The following is a 12,460-nucleotide window of genomic DNA, read 5'->3' on the forward strand; positions in this document are numbered from 1 at the left end:
CCGGAAACCGGCCCTGAAAAGCTACTGCCAGTTGATCAGGCAGTAATGTTTTTTACCGCGGCGTAATAACGTGAAGCGGTTAAACAGCTTGTCGCTGTCGCGGAAGCGGTATTCCGCATCCGACTGCTTCTCACCGTTCAGCGATACGGCATTTGAGCCAATCATGGTGCGCGCCTGGCCGCGTGACGGTACCAGCTCCGCTTTAACCAGTGCCTGCTGCAGATCGTCCTCAGCAGACAGCGTAATGGTGGGCATGCCGTCCTGCGCCAGCTGTTCGAAATCAGCCTCGGTCATGTCACTGAGCGCACCGGAGAACAGACTTTCCGTGATGCGTTTCGCGGCTGCCAGGCCCTCTTCGCCATGAACCAGGCGCGTAACCTGCTCGGCCAGTACATACTGTGCACGCGGCGCGGTTCCGCTGTTTTTATCTTCTTCTTCCAGGGCAGTAATCTCTTCGATGCTCAGGAACGTGAAGAATTTCAGGAAACGGTAAACATCCGCATCGGCGGTGTTGATCCAGAACTGGTAGAACTTGTACGGGCTGGTTTTCTTAGCATCCAGCCAGACCGCGCCGCCTTCGGTCTTACCGAACTTGGTGCCGTCCGATTTGGTGATCAGAGGAACGGTCAGACCAAACACCTGGTTCTGATGCAGACGACGTGTCAGATCGATACCGGAAGTGATGTTGCCCCACTGGTCCGAGCCGCCGATCTGCAGCGTTACGCCGTGCAGTTCGTTCAGGCAGGCAAAATCATAGCCCTGCAACAGGTTGTAGGAGAATTCGGTAAACGAGATCCCCTGGTCGTCACGGTTCAGACGCTGTTTGACCGCTTCCTTGTTGATCATCTGGTTAACCGAGAAGTGTTTACCAATGTCACGCAGGAAGGTCAGCACGTTCATATTGCCAAACCAGTCATAGTTGTTGGCCGCAATCGCACTGTTCGCCCCACAGTCAAAATCCAGGAATGGCGCAACCTGTTTACGGATTTTTTCGACCCATTCACCGACGGTTTCGCTGGTGTTGAGCTTACGCTCTGCCGCTTTAAAACTGGGATCGCCAATCAGACCGGTTGCGCCGCCCACCAGCGCCACCGGCCTGTGTCCGGCGTCCTGAAAACGTTTCAGGCAGAGCAGCGGTACCAGATGGCCCAAGTGCAAGCTGTCAGCAGTGGGGTCAAAGCCGCAATAGAGCGAAATTGGCCCTTGCGCCAGTTTCTCGACTAACGCGTCTTCATCCGTCACCTGGGCGATCAGGCCCCGTTCTTGCAATTGTTGTATCAGGTTACTGCTGGTCATCACTGACTCCAAATTGATCAGACTGCACCTAGGCTGGTACACAGCTTTCCGCTGAGTTGCGGAAGAAAAAAATGAGGGCTATAGCATAAAGCGCTGACGGCTTCTGTGCCAGCGCTGATAAGGGGAAAGCGCAGTTTTACGGGGCGAGTCGGTCAATTTTCCAGCCGTCGTTATCCCGTTGGTAGAGGAAACGATCGTGAAGGCGATGTTCGCCCCCTTGCCAGAACTCCATGGTGTTAAATTTTACCCGATAGCCGCCCCAAAAACTGGGCAGCGGCACATCGCCCTGCTGGAATTTCTGCTTCAGTTCCAGAAACTTCGCTTCCAGCACACCGCGGGCAGAAATCCGGCTGGACTGACGCGAAACCCAGGCACCGATCTGGCTGTCACGCGGGCGGCTGCTGAAATATTTCAGGACGTCCAGCGGCGACAGTTTTTCGACTTCGCCCAGCACCATGACCTGGCGCTCCAGAAAATGCCACGGGAAATGCAGCGAAATACGCGGATTGTTGGCCAGATGTTGTGCTTTACGGCTGCCGAGGTTGGTATAGAACACCATGCCCTGTTCATCATAATGCTTCAACAGCACGATACGCTGATAAGGCTGGCCTTGTTCATCGACCGTGGCTACCGTCATGGCTGTAGGATCGGGCAATTGTGCCTCGCAGGCCTGCTTTAACCAGCTTTCGAACAGCGCCAGCGGATTATCCGGCAAATCGTTACGACGCAGACCACCGCGCGTGTATTCACGACGCAGGTGGGCAATGTTTTGCAGCATTTCATTGTCACTCATCATGCACACTCACTCAGATAACGTTAACCAGCCGGTTGCAGCTCGCAGTCATTCACGACGATTTTATCGTTGCGCTCAATAAAAGCACCGTTTCCTTTAGACCAGAAAACATACTGTCCGTCGCTGTAGCGGGCCCCGGAGGCAGAAACGGTTTGCGTCAGCGTCAGCGGTTTGCCATCCATGATAAAGCTGACCTGATCTTTAGCGTTATCCAGGGTGACGGTGAGCGGCAAGGTGCCACAGCGATAGTGTAACGTTTCTGGCGCGGGCGACGATTTGTGCATCAGGCTGCAGCCTGACAGCATGACCATGGCAACCACAGTTAATCCTTTTCGCATCAGCGATTCTCCTGTACGTAAAGCAGGCACAGCGCGCCCTGCTTTGTTCGGTATGAAGGTTCCGGCACCGGCAGGTTAACCGTTCCGGCACAGAGGGGCAATTTAACCGATGATCGCACCCGTAGCAGCAAAAGTTTTTTTGTCCGGGCGTGGGAAGGTGAAGACTGCAAAGCCAGAGTTTGGTCGGGAAAACGCGACATCGCGCGGCGATGACCAGGGTGGAGAGGGCGAAAGAGACCGGTAACACCCGGGTATTCAGGCGTTGCCGGTGAAGATTAATTACCGCGATAGGTAGAATAGCCGTACGGGCTCAGCAGCAATGGAATATGGTAATGCGATTCACTTTTGTCCATGTGAAATATCACCGGAATTTCCGGGAAAAAGGACGCGTGCTGAACCTTCTGATAATAATCTCCCGTTTTAAATACAACTTTATAATCGCCCGTTTCATATTGTTTATCTGTCGGGAATAGTGCACTAATTCTGCCGTTTTTATCGGTTACCCCTGAGGAAAGCTTAACCCACTTGCCCTGTTCTTTATGTTCGAGGTCAACAGAAATACCGGGAGTCGGCGTGCCGGTCTCCAGATTTAATACGTGTACACTCAGCGGATTCTTCATCGCGATTGTTTCTGCCGCACAAGAAACGGAACCCATTAATAACGCTGCAACTGCACCCATTTGCCATTTCATTCTCGATTCCTTTTTTTCGTTAACCTGTCAACGAGCGTAAAGGGCCGCAGACTAAATACCAAACCGCAGGCGCTAAATGTGAAATTTCTGAGAGGCATAAATACGCTTTAGCTATTCGCGCTTTTTCTGCGCAAGTGCGTTTATTGTTTCGCCCACCGCCCTGCAAAATTCTCAAAAGCGACTATGCTGTTTAATTCAAGGTCCACTTCAAGGAGATGAAATGCATACTAAATCCCTGTCAGCTGCCGTTTTGCTTGCCCTCTCTCTGGCAACGTTAGCCGGTTGTTCTTCCAACCAGTCCATTAAAACGTCAGACGGCCGTACAATAGTGACCGATGGTAAGCCTCAAATTGACAGCGATACGGGGCTGGTGTCCTATCGTGACGCCCAGACAGGCAAAACCGAACAAATTAATCGCGATCAGATCAGCAATATGAGTGAACTTGATAACTAACGGACTCAATCACAGAAATAAGGTGGATAATATGAAGAAGACTCTGATTTTACCGCTGGCAGTTTTGATCGGCATGACCGCATTAACAGGCTGTACCCGCACAAGCTACGCTATTCATACCAACGATGGCCGCACTATTATCAGCGACGGTAAGCCGTCTGAATCTGATGCCGGTTTACTGGGTTATACCGATGCCAATGGTGTGAAACAGCAGATCAATAAAGCGGACGTTAAAGCCGTTTCCGAAGTGCCAAAATAACAGCGTTGCCGCCTGATCAGGGCGGCTTTTTTATTTCCTGCCGCCTCTTCATTGCTTCACCCTCTCAATATCTTTTTATCCGGAAATAACGGTTCGTCGTAAACAGTGTAATAACGACTTACACGGCATGATCATGGCTCATATATCCTTTTGTCTTTCTGACGCAGGCGCTCGCCTGTTATGGCCTTTTTCATTCCTTCTCACTTTGCTTTGCGACAACACAAAAACATTAGCATCTCTTTCTTATGTACATTTTATTTACAGCGTCAGGTTGCGGTCCGGAATGCCGCTGACGGCCAGGTCACCGTGTCAGGGACCTATCGTAATTTCAGGCCAGTTCACCACTATCTAGTGGTTTAATCACTTCAATTCTGGCGGATAAAACGGGTCTGTATAAATTTTCGCTCGCTTATTAAGGTGTTAGCCTGCGGTATGAAAGTTCACTGTTTTTAATGTTTTCTTTGATAGGTATCACCGAATGAAATCACACTATCGCTATTCATTCCTTTTACTAAACTAATCACTGGGTCGACGACATTCTCACTCACTCTCAGGAGGTGCATATGAATTTTCACGATGAGGCTACCGGTCATAAGATTATTGGTGAAGCTGCGGTGAACCTGGCACTACAGAATGAGGAGATCACGGTGGTTTCACTGATTCGCCAGCTCAGCACGATGGCGGACCATGAAAGCGACGATGAGCGCGTGCTCCTGATCGCCGATGCGCGTAAATGGCTGAAAAGCTTTATTAACGTGGCTACGCGCGAGCGGGCCGAACTCAACTGGATGGTAGTAACGGGCCAGGTTCCCGCCAATGTGACCGAGCATTAACGCTGACAGGTTAATGCGATACCGCGCTTCGCGGACGCCGGATGCGTCCGCGTTTACTGCGTGCCAGCTGTCTGTATTCTCTCTGTGTCCGCTTTCCGCCCTTCTCTCTGTCCCCGCCTGAATCGCGCCGCACGCTTTTTCTGCGAAAATAGCTGTACAAGTTTTATTTTATTGTATAACTTTACGCTACTTTCAACTGACTACTTTTGAACCACCCGAGAACCTCTATGCAACGCAATCATCGCTTACCGCAGAGCGCCGACGATATCTCCCGCTATTTTTCTGCGGCGGGTCTCCCTTCACAGCAGGAAATGCTGGGGCAAATCGTGGTAGATATTTTACGCGCCGGCCAGAACGTGAACCGTAAGTCTATCTGCACTAAACTGCTGCGCCGTCTTGAGCTGTCAGCCAGTCAGGAAGAAGAGCGCCTTTGCCGTGAACTGATTGGGTTGCTGTTTGGTCGTTAAGACGGCCAGTGACTGCCGTGACGGGACGGGGCATCGTTGCGAAGCCGTTGCGGCCTTTTCGCTGCTGCTGCTGGCATTATTGTTGCTGCTGTCGTTACTGTGACGTGACGGCCATACAGGCTTCCTTGCTTCAGCCCGTCGTCATTAATGGAGTTTATGCGCGAGGATACGGATAGCCTCTTCGCAGGTCTGTCGGGTCGTTTTACAGCTTGTCTGGAGACTTTGCTGGTGCAACGCACCAATAATTTCCTGCAGTGTGAGCGTTTTACCCGGCTGCAGGATGCCTGACACAACGCGCCCTAAAAGCGCGTGAATCTCTTCACCGATGTTTGCCCTGTCATGTTTCACGCATAATCCTCAAATTTTACTTTTTCTGTAACAGCAAAGTGTTTTAGAGAAGGCACACTGTGCCTGTGTCTGGCAGCCCGTGGGTGACCGGCCGCCCTGCATGGATGACATAAGGGAATATTTGCTTCCTAAATGAGCAAAGATTAATCCAGGATTTTCAGGGCCAGCGCAATCGTAGCCTGTTCATCGTGTACATCCGCCACCTTGCCGGTAACACGCATACCAAAGGCAATACGCAAAATCAGTCCTGCAGCCGTCTCCACATCCAGGTCGCGCCTGATGGAGCCATCATGCTGCCCTTCCTGCAAAAGTGACATCAGAAAGGCCTTATTGCGGAAGATAACCTGTGTAACCTGTTGTGACAGCTCCGCATCCAGCACCTGTAATTCAATAGCACTGCCTACGACCAGACAGCCGGTGCGCCCTTCCGTTGACCGGGAAGAATCCAGATAAAACTGGAGTAGTTCACTTAACTTTGCGCGGCCGGTCGAAAAGCGGGCCAGGCGTCCGCGCAGATCCTCGTTGCGGACCGTGATGTAACGCTGAAAAACCAGCAGGAACAACGATCGCTTGTCCTGAAACGCTTTGTAGATACTACCGACAGAAAGCTGCATTGCCTCACTCAAATCGTTAAGCGAGGCGGCATGATATCCTTTCTGCCGGAACACGATCATCGCCTGGTCCAGAGCCTGTTCGATATCAAATTCTCTGGGCCTGCCGCGTTCTTTTTGTTTATTCGCTGTGGATTGTTGGCTGCTCATGACGACCAGTTTGAGAGGCTGCATTTCCGACATTACCCGGAAACGATAGGCAGAACGATTGTATCTCAGGCACCGGGTGCAAGTACACCCGAATCCCACCCCGGCGCATCGTCTGCACAAAGTGCGGTGCAGGCGATGCCGTGGTGGGATAAAAAGCAGGCCGATCAGGCGTTGGCTTTAAGCAGCTCGTCTGCCGCCAGTTTACCGAGCGCGTTCGCCGCAAAGGGACTGTCGCCCGTCAGTACCCGGCGATCTTTATGCACGGTCCCTTTAATATCGCTGTTCACCAGCGTCAGTCCCATGGCCTGAAGTTTCTCCCCGAAGAACCAGGTTAACTGTCCCGGCATGTAGCCGATATCCGGTGTTTGTTTGTCGGTCGCATCGGGGAAGGCGCAAATTTTATAGCCATTAAGCGGATTGTCGCCTTTGTCCAGAGCAAGAAAGGCAGCCGGGCCATGGCACAGCGAAATCAGGTGACGATCGTTGGCCAGCGTCCAGCGGATCACCTCAGCGACAGCTTCACTTTCGGGCAGCCCTATCAGCGCGCCGTGACCGCCCGGAATAAAGACGCCTGCGTACTCTGACCGGGGCGTCAGTGACTGAACGACAGCGTTCAGCGTCAGCGGGGAACGAAACAGCGACAGGCAGTGATTGTAAAAGCCAATAACCACCTCATCCTGCTGGGGCATCGCCCAGTGTTCAAACTTCACCATCTGTCCGGACAACGTCGCCACATCAAACTGGAAACCGGCCTGATACAGGTGATACATCGGAAGCAGCGTCTCAATCGGATGGTTACCGGTGGAAAACAGGGTGTCGTTATCAAGCGGCAGATAGCGCTCGTCGGTGCAGATCACCAGGACCTTTTTATTCCCTGAATACGGCTGGGGATAGTCGGCATCACCGAGATCAGATGTGGGGCGGGTGAACTGGTCAATTGAGTAGGCAGAAGGAAAAAAGGCGTTATGTTCGGCCCGATCTGCCACCGGCGATTTACTGAGTTCTGACATGACAAAGCTCTCCTTAAGGGGATGGATACCTGTTTTAGCCTAGACCACAACGCCAGATTTAAACCGAGCGGCAGCCCAAACGGCCCCCTTATAAGAGCATTCTGTTGCTGTCATCCCTGCCCGCGCCTTACTTCACCACCGGCAGATCGCTGATGCGCGTGGTATAAGCCGGCGACAGCATTTCGCGCTTCATCGCCCAGCGCTTCTCTGTCCCCTGTCCGGCGAACCACATTTTCCCCTTGCCCGCTTTGTGGATCTGATCGATAACCTGCATCAGATCGTTACGGCCCGGGTTGACCGGTCGCTCATCAAACAAATCCAACTGAGTCACGCCGTGGTCAAAGAAGTCGCTCAGGACAACGCCCGCTTTGATATAGCGGTGGCCCGCGATCCAGATGTAGTCCAGCATGTCGGTCGCCACCCGGATAATGTCGCGCGTATCGTGCGACGGCGTCAGTAACTGACCAGTGGCCTGATTACCGTAAAAGTTTTCACCAACGGCATGGGGGCTGGTGCGCAGAAACACCCCGATTTGTCGGCAGTACTGTTTTTCTTTCCGCAGTTTTTCGGCGGCACGTTCGGCATAGGTACAGACTGCCTCACGCACCTGTGCATAGTCTGAAAGACGGCTACTGAAAGAACGTGAGCACATGATCTGCTGTTTGGTGGGTTCGAGGGCTTCTAAATCCTGACAGGGTTCACCGCATAATTCTCTGACCGTGCGTTCCAGCACCACGCTGAAATTCTTACGAATCAGGCTGGGACGCTGACGCGCCAGGTCTGCGGCCGAGGTTATCCCCATCTCCTCAAGCCGCTGGCTGAGACGGCGGCCAACGCCCCAGATATCCTTGACCGACACCTTCGCCAGCAGTTTTTGCTGGCGCACCGGATCGGACAGATCGACCACACCGTTGGTGTAGCCCGCCCATTTTTTGGCCGCAAAATTCGCCAGCTTCGCCAGCGTCTTGGTAGGGGCAATCCCGACACAGACGTTAAGATGAATTTCTTTTTTGATGCGTTTTTTAATCTGGTGCCCCAGGGTATCAAGCGACATGCAGTGGCTGACGCCGGTTAAATCCAGAAAGGCCTCATCAATCGAATAAATTTCTACCGACGGGGCCATTTCCTCCAGTAGCGTCATGACCCGGGTGCTCATATCCGCATACAGCGCATAGTTAGAGCTAAAGACCTGCACGTTATGGCGGGCAATGATTTCTCTCATTTTAAAAAACGGCACGGCCATGGTGACGCCAAGGGCTTTGGCCTCGGCATTACGCGCAATCACACAGCCATCGTTGTTAGAGAGCACAATAATGGGCTTGCCCTTGAGATCCGGTCGAAACACCGTTTCACAGGAGGCATAAAAATTGTTCACATCGACCAGCGCAAACATGATTAATAAACCGACTTGATCACATAGGTCACAACGCCAAACACTTCGAGCGCGTCTTCTGTGCTAATCACAATGGGTTTGAACTGACGGTTCATTGGCATCAGTTGCAGGCAGGGCTGAAGCTGAAGCCGCTTGACGGTAAATTCGCCCTCAATCGCGGCCACCACAATATCGCCATGAGAAGCCACCAGTGCGCTGTCCACCACCAGCATATCGCCGTCGTTAATGCCCGCTCCGGACATCGATTCTCCACTGACGCGCACAAAGTATGTCGAACTGGGATGCTGAACGATGAGCTTGTTCAAATCAATCCGCTGCTCAACGTAGTCCTGCGCCGGAGACGGAAAACCGCACGGCACCCGCTCGACAAACAGCGGTAATTGCAAAGGCGTGCTCACTTTTGCTGGCCTGATAAATTCCATATTCACCTCTCACGCCAAATTACTGTATATAATTACAGTAATCGCGATCCGCCAGTGCGATCAAGCGAAACCGGAGAGGTTTATGTAAAACAGTTGATGTGGATGGATATTTTTTTCTGCCCTTTTCACCGCCTTATGACAGGCCTGTGCAGCCATTAACCGTACCGGTTGTTTTTTCGCCGGCGCATGCAGAATTCTTCTCTTCGCTGAACGGATGTTTAAAAAGCACGGAACGCTGCCCGTTAGCGGCGCGTATTTATTCGCCGCACAACCCGGGCGGAAATAATGCTGACAGCGTTAGCAACATCAATCGGCTAAGCGTACAAGCGGCGCGCAGACGATAACGGAAATAAACAACCGCCTGACCGTGCATAGTGATAAAAATAGCCCTAAGCAAGTCCGAAAAAGGCGTCAAAATAGCAGGCGATAAACGGGGTCTGATTTGCCAGCGCTGTTTCACGCTGCACGCTCGCCCTTTATGACGGGAAAATCACTACAGCCAATCTTTTTTGCAAAAATGAAGACAGGATCGCCAGATACAACGTTCATCTTTTGTGATGTGAACGTGTCTCATCCGGATTAAAAATAATAATAATCATATATTTAAAAAAATAAGATAACGTGAAATGATTTATACTGTGATATCCAACACGTTTGCCTATCATGCCTGCATTACCGCCGAACACGGCTATCACCATGGCATTGAAAAAAGCATTGAGAGGCAGAATAAAAATGGAATTGAAAAGTACACAGGGAAAAAAGGTCTATTTAACCGAGCAGGAACTTTCTTTAAGCTGGCTTTTTATGACCGGTATGACGGTTAACCAGATCGCGTACCAGATGGCTTCACCTGTACACGTCATCTATTATCTTAAGCAAAAAATCATGCAGAAAGTAGGCGTGAGAAATAACAGTGAGTTTATCCTCTGGCTGATTCATCTCAGAAAATAAAAAACGTCGCGCTGTTTTGCCCGCATGGCAGGATAATACGTTGCCTCCGCCCGCGTGATGAATACGCACAATGTCCGCGCAGGCATCATCGGTTAACCCTGCGCCGTCATCATGCCGGGATAACGTCACCGCGCGCCTGACTCGCCCTGCGCTTTCCGCCGGCAACCGTAACCTGATCGGCGTGTGGGGCGCATGGGCTTGTGACCGATCCGGTTAGCCATTTACCTGCTGCCTTATCCATTCGCGAAATATCTCCATCGATGGCGTCAGCGTTTTTGATCGCAGCCAGGTTAACCAGTAGCCACCGACATCAATCTCAATGTCAAAAGGCCGCACCAGGATGCCCGCCTCCAGCTCCCGCTGAAACATGCAGACCGGCACCAGCGCGACACCGCCCGTCTGAACCGCTGCCTCGACCATCAGCCGCGAGGAGTCGAAAACCGGACCAGTCATTCTGGGGGGCGTGATATTTGCCGCAGTGAACCAGTTGCCCCACTCATCCGCGCGATAAGAACGCAGCAGCGTTTCCCGTAACAGATCGCCGGGCTGCTGCAGCCGACGGGCGATATCCGGCCGGCAAAGCGCAGTCAGCGGTGCGGTAAACAGCGGTTCGTTGTGCGTTGCAGACCAGGCCCCCGTTCCAAAGCGAATGGCATAATCGATGCCTTCGCCCGCCAGATTCACGACGTTATTATGGGTGCGCACGTTCACTTCCAGCGCAGGATGCTGCTGATGAAAGGCATCCAGACGCGGCAGCAGCCAGCCCAGCGCAAAGGTCCCGACACAGGCGAGGGTCATCACTTCGCGGTATTCACCCCCTTCAAACCGGCGCCAGGCTTTTTCAAGCTGGGTGAACGCCTCGGACACCTCGGCAAACAGCAGCCGGGACTCGTCCGTCATCTCCAGTCCACGCGGTAAGCGCCGAAATAACGTCACGCCCAGCCGCTCTTCAAGTAGCCTGACCTGCTGGCTCACGGCCGCCTGCGAGACGAAAAGTGCCATACCTGCGTGAGTAAAATTCAGGTACCGGGCCGAAGCATAAAAGGCCCGGAGTGCATTAAGCGGAACATCATTTTTCATTGTTAACCCCAGAAATTCTTTTGGCTCCTCTCAAATTATCTCGCTTGTCGATAATTTGAAATCCCTTACTCTTTCCCTCGTCGCACTTTTGACAGGCGATATGTCCCGCAATAACGCGACCTTCGTGTCATAACGGGGGCATCAGGTGGCAGAAACTGACATAAGTTTCACGAGGGGCGCATTTCACACGTTTCGCTCAGTACGCGCCGCTTCCTGAGGCGGTGAGGTGCCGGGTATGTCTGAATGCAGATACACATTAACGGAGGTTTATATGGCTACGGCTCCCCGGCTGCGCATCTGTGCAGCGGCAACCCTACTGGCGCTGGCGGTCCCTTTTATCGCCGAGGCCCATTTCAATGACGCATTGTTAGCGCAACCTGTCCGGCAGCTGGAACACGCCGCAGGCGGACGCTTAGGCGTGGCGGCGATCGACACCGGTGATGGTTCTGTTTTTACTTATCGTGGTAACGAACGTTTTCCCCTTTGCAGCACCAGTAAAGTCTTTACGGTGGCGGCCATTCTGAAGAAAGCGGAAACCGCACAAGGCCTGCTGAATGAAAACATCGCGATTCGTCACGCCGACCTGGTGAATTACAACCCCGTGACCGAAAAACAGGTGGGCGGCACGATGACCGTGGCAGAACTCAGTGCGGCGGCCTTGCAGTACAGCGACAACGCGGCGATGAATAAACTGCTGACGCACCTTGGCGGGCCGCATGCCGTGACCGCCTTCGCCCGCAGCATCGGCGATAACACGTTTCGTCTCGATCGAACCGAGCCCACGCTTAATACCGCTATTCCGGGTGATACACGTGATACAACGTCACCGACAGCGATGGCGCAGAGCCTGCAAAAACTGGTTTTAGGCACGGCGCTGGCACCTGCTCAACGCCAGCAGTTAGCCGACTGGATGAAGGGCAATACAACCGGCACCTACAGCATACGTGCGGGTCTGCCTGCTGACTGGGTGGTCGCGGATAAAACCGGCAGCGGTGATTACGGCACCACCAACGACATCGCCGTGATCTGGCCACCGCATCATGCCCCGCTGGTGCTGGTGACCTACTACACGCAGACCGACAAACACGCGGCCTCGCGTAAGGATGTGCTGGCCAGCGCCGCAAAAATTATCGCCTCAGGTTATGAAAACTAAGCGACCGTAACGGCGTTAACACGTGATATGGCCTGTCTGTACGGGCTGTATCACGCCGCTGAAAAGGTTTGTCAGGTCAATAAACCCGTTGACAGGCATCCGTCACTCCCCTAAATTGAGCGCTTGCTCAAGTCACCGGTTTACCGCCAGCACGCCTGCCTGAGCACAGGCGACTGGCCGGGATTACGCCGTGCATACCCACGTTATTTA

16 protein-coding genes are annotated in these 12,460 nt (G+C 52.8%); 6 read left to right on the forward strand and 10 right to left on the reverse strand.

Annotation, left to right across the window (positions count from 1 at the left end; translation table 11 throughout):
* Nucleotides 1-21: 21 nt before the first annotated feature.
* The 4 genes from tyrS to uraH form a co-directional block, all read right to left on the reverse strand.
* Nucleotides 22-1,296 carry a tyrosine--tRNA ligase gene (gene tyrS, locus C7433_RS02630; protein WP_110267562.1) on the reverse strand — a complete coding sequence of 425 codons (1,275 nt, stop codon included), beginning with the start codon at nt 1,294-1,296 and terminating at the stop codon, nt 22-24.
* A 136-nt stretch (nt 1,297-1,432) separates the two neighbouring features.
* A complete protein-coding gene (pdxH, locus tag C7433_RS02635) occupies nt 1,433-2,089 on the reverse strand; it encodes a pyridoxamine 5'-phosphate oxidase (protein ID WP_033741468.1) in 657 nt (218 codons plus the stop codon).
* 23 nt (nt 2,090-2,112) lie between these two features.
* Nucleotides 2,113-2,427: an MliC family protein gene (locus C7433_RS02640; protein ID WP_006119010.1), complete on the reverse strand. Its 315-nt coding sequence runs from the start codon at nt 2,425-2,427 to the stop codon at nt 2,113-2,115.
* A 275-nt stretch (nt 2,428-2,702) separates the two neighbouring features.
* A complete protein-coding gene (uraH, locus tag C7433_RS02645; protein ID WP_110267563.1) occupies nt 2,703-3,119 on the reverse strand; it encodes a hydroxyisourate hydrolase in 417 nt (138 codons plus the stop codon).
* 220 nt (nt 3,120-3,339) lie between these two features.
* On the opposite strand from uraH, the gene C7433_RS02650 reads away from it, so the two are divergent.
* The 4 genes from C7433_RS02650 to ycgZ all read left to right on the forward strand — a co-directional run bounded on the left by C7433_RS02650 (nt 3,340) and on the right by ycgZ (nt 5,132).
* A complete protein-coding gene (locus C7433_RS02650) occupies nt 3,340-3,573 on the forward strand; it encodes a YgdI/YgdR family lipoprotein (protein ID WP_033741212.1) in 234 nt (77 codons plus the stop codon).
* Nucleotides 3,574-3,604: 31 nt separating this feature from the next.
* A complete protein-coding gene (locus C7433_RS02655) occupies nt 3,605-3,832 on the forward strand; it encodes a YgdI/YgdR family lipoprotein (protein WP_033741210.1) in 228 nt (75 codons plus the stop codon).
* Between the two features lie 563 nt (nt 3,833-4,395).
* A complete protein-coding gene (locus C7433_RS02660) occupies nt 4,396-4,665 on the forward strand; it encodes a hypothetical protein (protein ID WP_033741209.1) in 270 nt (89 codons plus the stop codon).
* Between the two features lie 227 nt (nt 4,666-4,892).
* Nucleotides 4,893-5,132, forward strand: coding sequence for a regulatory protein YcgZ (gene ycgZ / locus C7433_RS02665; RefSeq protein WP_033741208.1), 240 nt, complete (start codon nt 4,893-4,895; stop codon nt 5,130-5,132).
* Between the two features lie 144 nt (nt 5,133-5,276).
* Here the strand turns inward: ycgZ and C7433_RS02670 are convergent, their stop codons facing one another.
* The 5 genes from C7433_RS02670 to umuD all read right to left on the reverse strand — a co-directional run bounded on the left by C7433_RS02670 (nt 5,277) and on the right by umuD (nt 9,066).
* Nucleotides 5,277-5,480 (reverse strand): hypothetical protein, encoded by a 204-nt coding sequence (locus C7433_RS02670; RefSeq protein ID WP_033741206.1) that lies wholly within the window; start codon nt 5,478-5,480, stop codon nt 5,277-5,279.
* A gap of 143 nt (nt 5,481-5,623) precedes the next feature.
* The gene (locus C7433_RS02675) at nt 5,624-6,265 is read right to left on the reverse strand and encodes a TetR/AcrR family transcriptional regulator (RefSeq protein WP_369974372.1); all 642 of its coding nucleotides are present in this window, start codon (nt 6,263-6,265) and stop codon (nt 5,624-5,626) included.
* A 140-nt stretch (nt 6,266-6,405) separates the two neighbouring features.
* Entirely contained in the window at nt 6,406-7,251 is an 846-nt protein-coding gene (hchA, locus tag C7433_RS02680; RefSeq protein WP_110267564.1) for a glyoxalase III HchA, read from the reverse strand.
* 127 nt (nt 7,252-7,378) lie between these two features.
* Nucleotides 7,379-8,644, reverse strand: a complete 1,266-nt coding sequence (umuC, locus tag C7433_RS02685) for a translesion error-prone DNA polymerase V subunit UmuC (protein WP_033741199.1) — start codon at nt 8,642-8,644, stop codon at nt 7,379-7,381.
* A gap of 2 nt (nt 8,645-8,646) precedes the next feature.
* Nucleotides 8,647-9,066 (reverse strand): translesion error-prone DNA polymerase V autoproteolytic subunit, encoded by a 420-nt coding sequence (gene umuD, locus C7433_RS02690; RefSeq protein ID WP_033741198.1) that lies wholly within the window; start codon nt 9,064-9,066, stop codon nt 8,647-8,649.
* Nucleotides 9,067-9,729: 663 nt separating this feature from the next.
* On the opposite strand from umuD, the gene C7433_RS02695 reads away from it, so the two are divergent.
* On the forward strand, nt 9,730-10,017 hold the full coding sequence (locus C7433_RS02695; RefSeq protein WP_110267565.1) for a hypothetical protein: 288 nt from the start codon (nt 9,730-9,732) through the stop codon (nt 10,015-10,017).
* A gap of 213 nt (nt 10,018-10,230) precedes the next feature.
* Here C7433_RS02695 and C7433_RS02700 read toward each other — a convergent pair whose 3' ends face one another.
* A complete protein-coding gene (locus C7433_RS02700) occupies nt 10,231-11,097 on the reverse strand; it encodes a LysR family transcriptional regulator (RefSeq protein ID WP_110267566.1) in 867 nt (288 codons plus the stop codon).
* Between the two features lie 271 nt (nt 11,098-11,368).
* On the opposite strand from C7433_RS02700, the gene bla reads away from it, so the two are divergent.
* Nucleotides 11,369-12,250 carry a class A beta-lactamase gene (bla, locus tag C7433_RS02705; protein ID WP_110267567.1) on the forward strand — a complete coding sequence of 294 codons (882 nt, stop codon included), beginning with the start codon at nt 11,369-11,371 and terminating at the stop codon, nt 12,248-12,250.
* Nucleotides 12,251-12,460 lie beyond the last annotated feature (210 nt).

Source organism: Pantoea sp. PNA 03-3 (assembly GCF_003201175.1).
GTDB lineage: Bacteria > Pseudomonadota > Gammaproteobacteria > Enterobacterales > Enterobacteriaceae > Pantoea > Pantoea stewartii.

Bases quoted from the DNA above. Each gene is read 5' to 3' on its own strand.
- tyrS (WP_110267562.1), bottom strand. From the start codon at position 1,296: ATGACCAGCAGTAACCTGATACAACAATTGCAAGAACGGGGCCTGATC.
- pdxH (WP_033741468.1), bottom strand. From the start codon at position 2,089: ATGAGTGACAATGAAATGCTGCAAAACATTGCCCACCTGCGTCGTGAA.
- C7433_RS02640 (WP_006119010.1), bottom strand. From the start codon at position 2,427: ATGCGAAAAGGATTAACTGTGGTTGCCATGGTCATGCTGTCAGGCTGC.
- uraH (WP_110267563.1), bottom strand. From the start codon at position 3,119: ATGAAATGGCAAATGGGTGCAGTTGCAGCGTTATTAATGGGTTCCGTT.
- C7433_RS02650 (WP_033741212.1), top strand. From the start codon at position 3,340: ATGCATACTAAATCCCTGTCAGCTGCCGTTTTGCTTGCCCTCTCTCTG.
- C7433_RS02655 (WP_033741210.1), top strand. From the start codon at position 3,605: ATGAAGAAGACTCTGATTTTACCGCTGGCAGTTTTGATCGGCATGACC.
- C7433_RS02660 (WP_033741209.1), top strand. From the start codon at position 4,396: ATGAATTTTCACGATGAGGCTACCGGTCATAAGATTATTGGTGAAGCT.
- ycgZ (WP_033741208.1), top strand. From the start codon at position 4,893: ATGCAACGCAATCATCGCTTACCGCAGAGCGCCGACGATATCTCCCGC.
- C7433_RS02675 (WP_369974372.1), bottom strand. From the start codon at position 6,265: ATGCAGCCTCTCAAACTGGTCGTCATGAGCAGCCAACAATCCACAGCG.
- hchA (WP_110267564.1), bottom strand. From the start codon at position 7,251: ATGTCAGAACTCAGTAAATCGCCGGTGGCAGATCGGGCCGAACATAAC.
- umuC (WP_033741199.1), bottom strand. From the start codon at position 8,644: ATGTTTGCGCTGGTCGATGTGAACAATTTTTATGCCTCCTGTGAAACG.
- umuD (WP_033741198.1), bottom strand. From the start codon at position 9,066: ATGGAATTTATCAGGCCAGCAAAAGTGAGCACGCCTTTGCAATTACCG.
- C7433_RS02695 (WP_110267565.1), top strand. From the start codon at position 9,730: ATGCCTGCATTACCGCCGAACACGGCTATCACCATGGCATTGAAAAAA.
- C7433_RS02700 (WP_110267566.1), bottom strand. From the start codon at position 11,097: ATGAAAAATGATGTTCCGCTTAATGCACTCCGGGCCTTTTATGCTTCG.
- bla (WP_110267567.1), top strand. From the start codon at position 11,369: ATGGCTACGGCTCCCCGGCTGCGCATCTGTGCAGCGGCAACCCTACTG.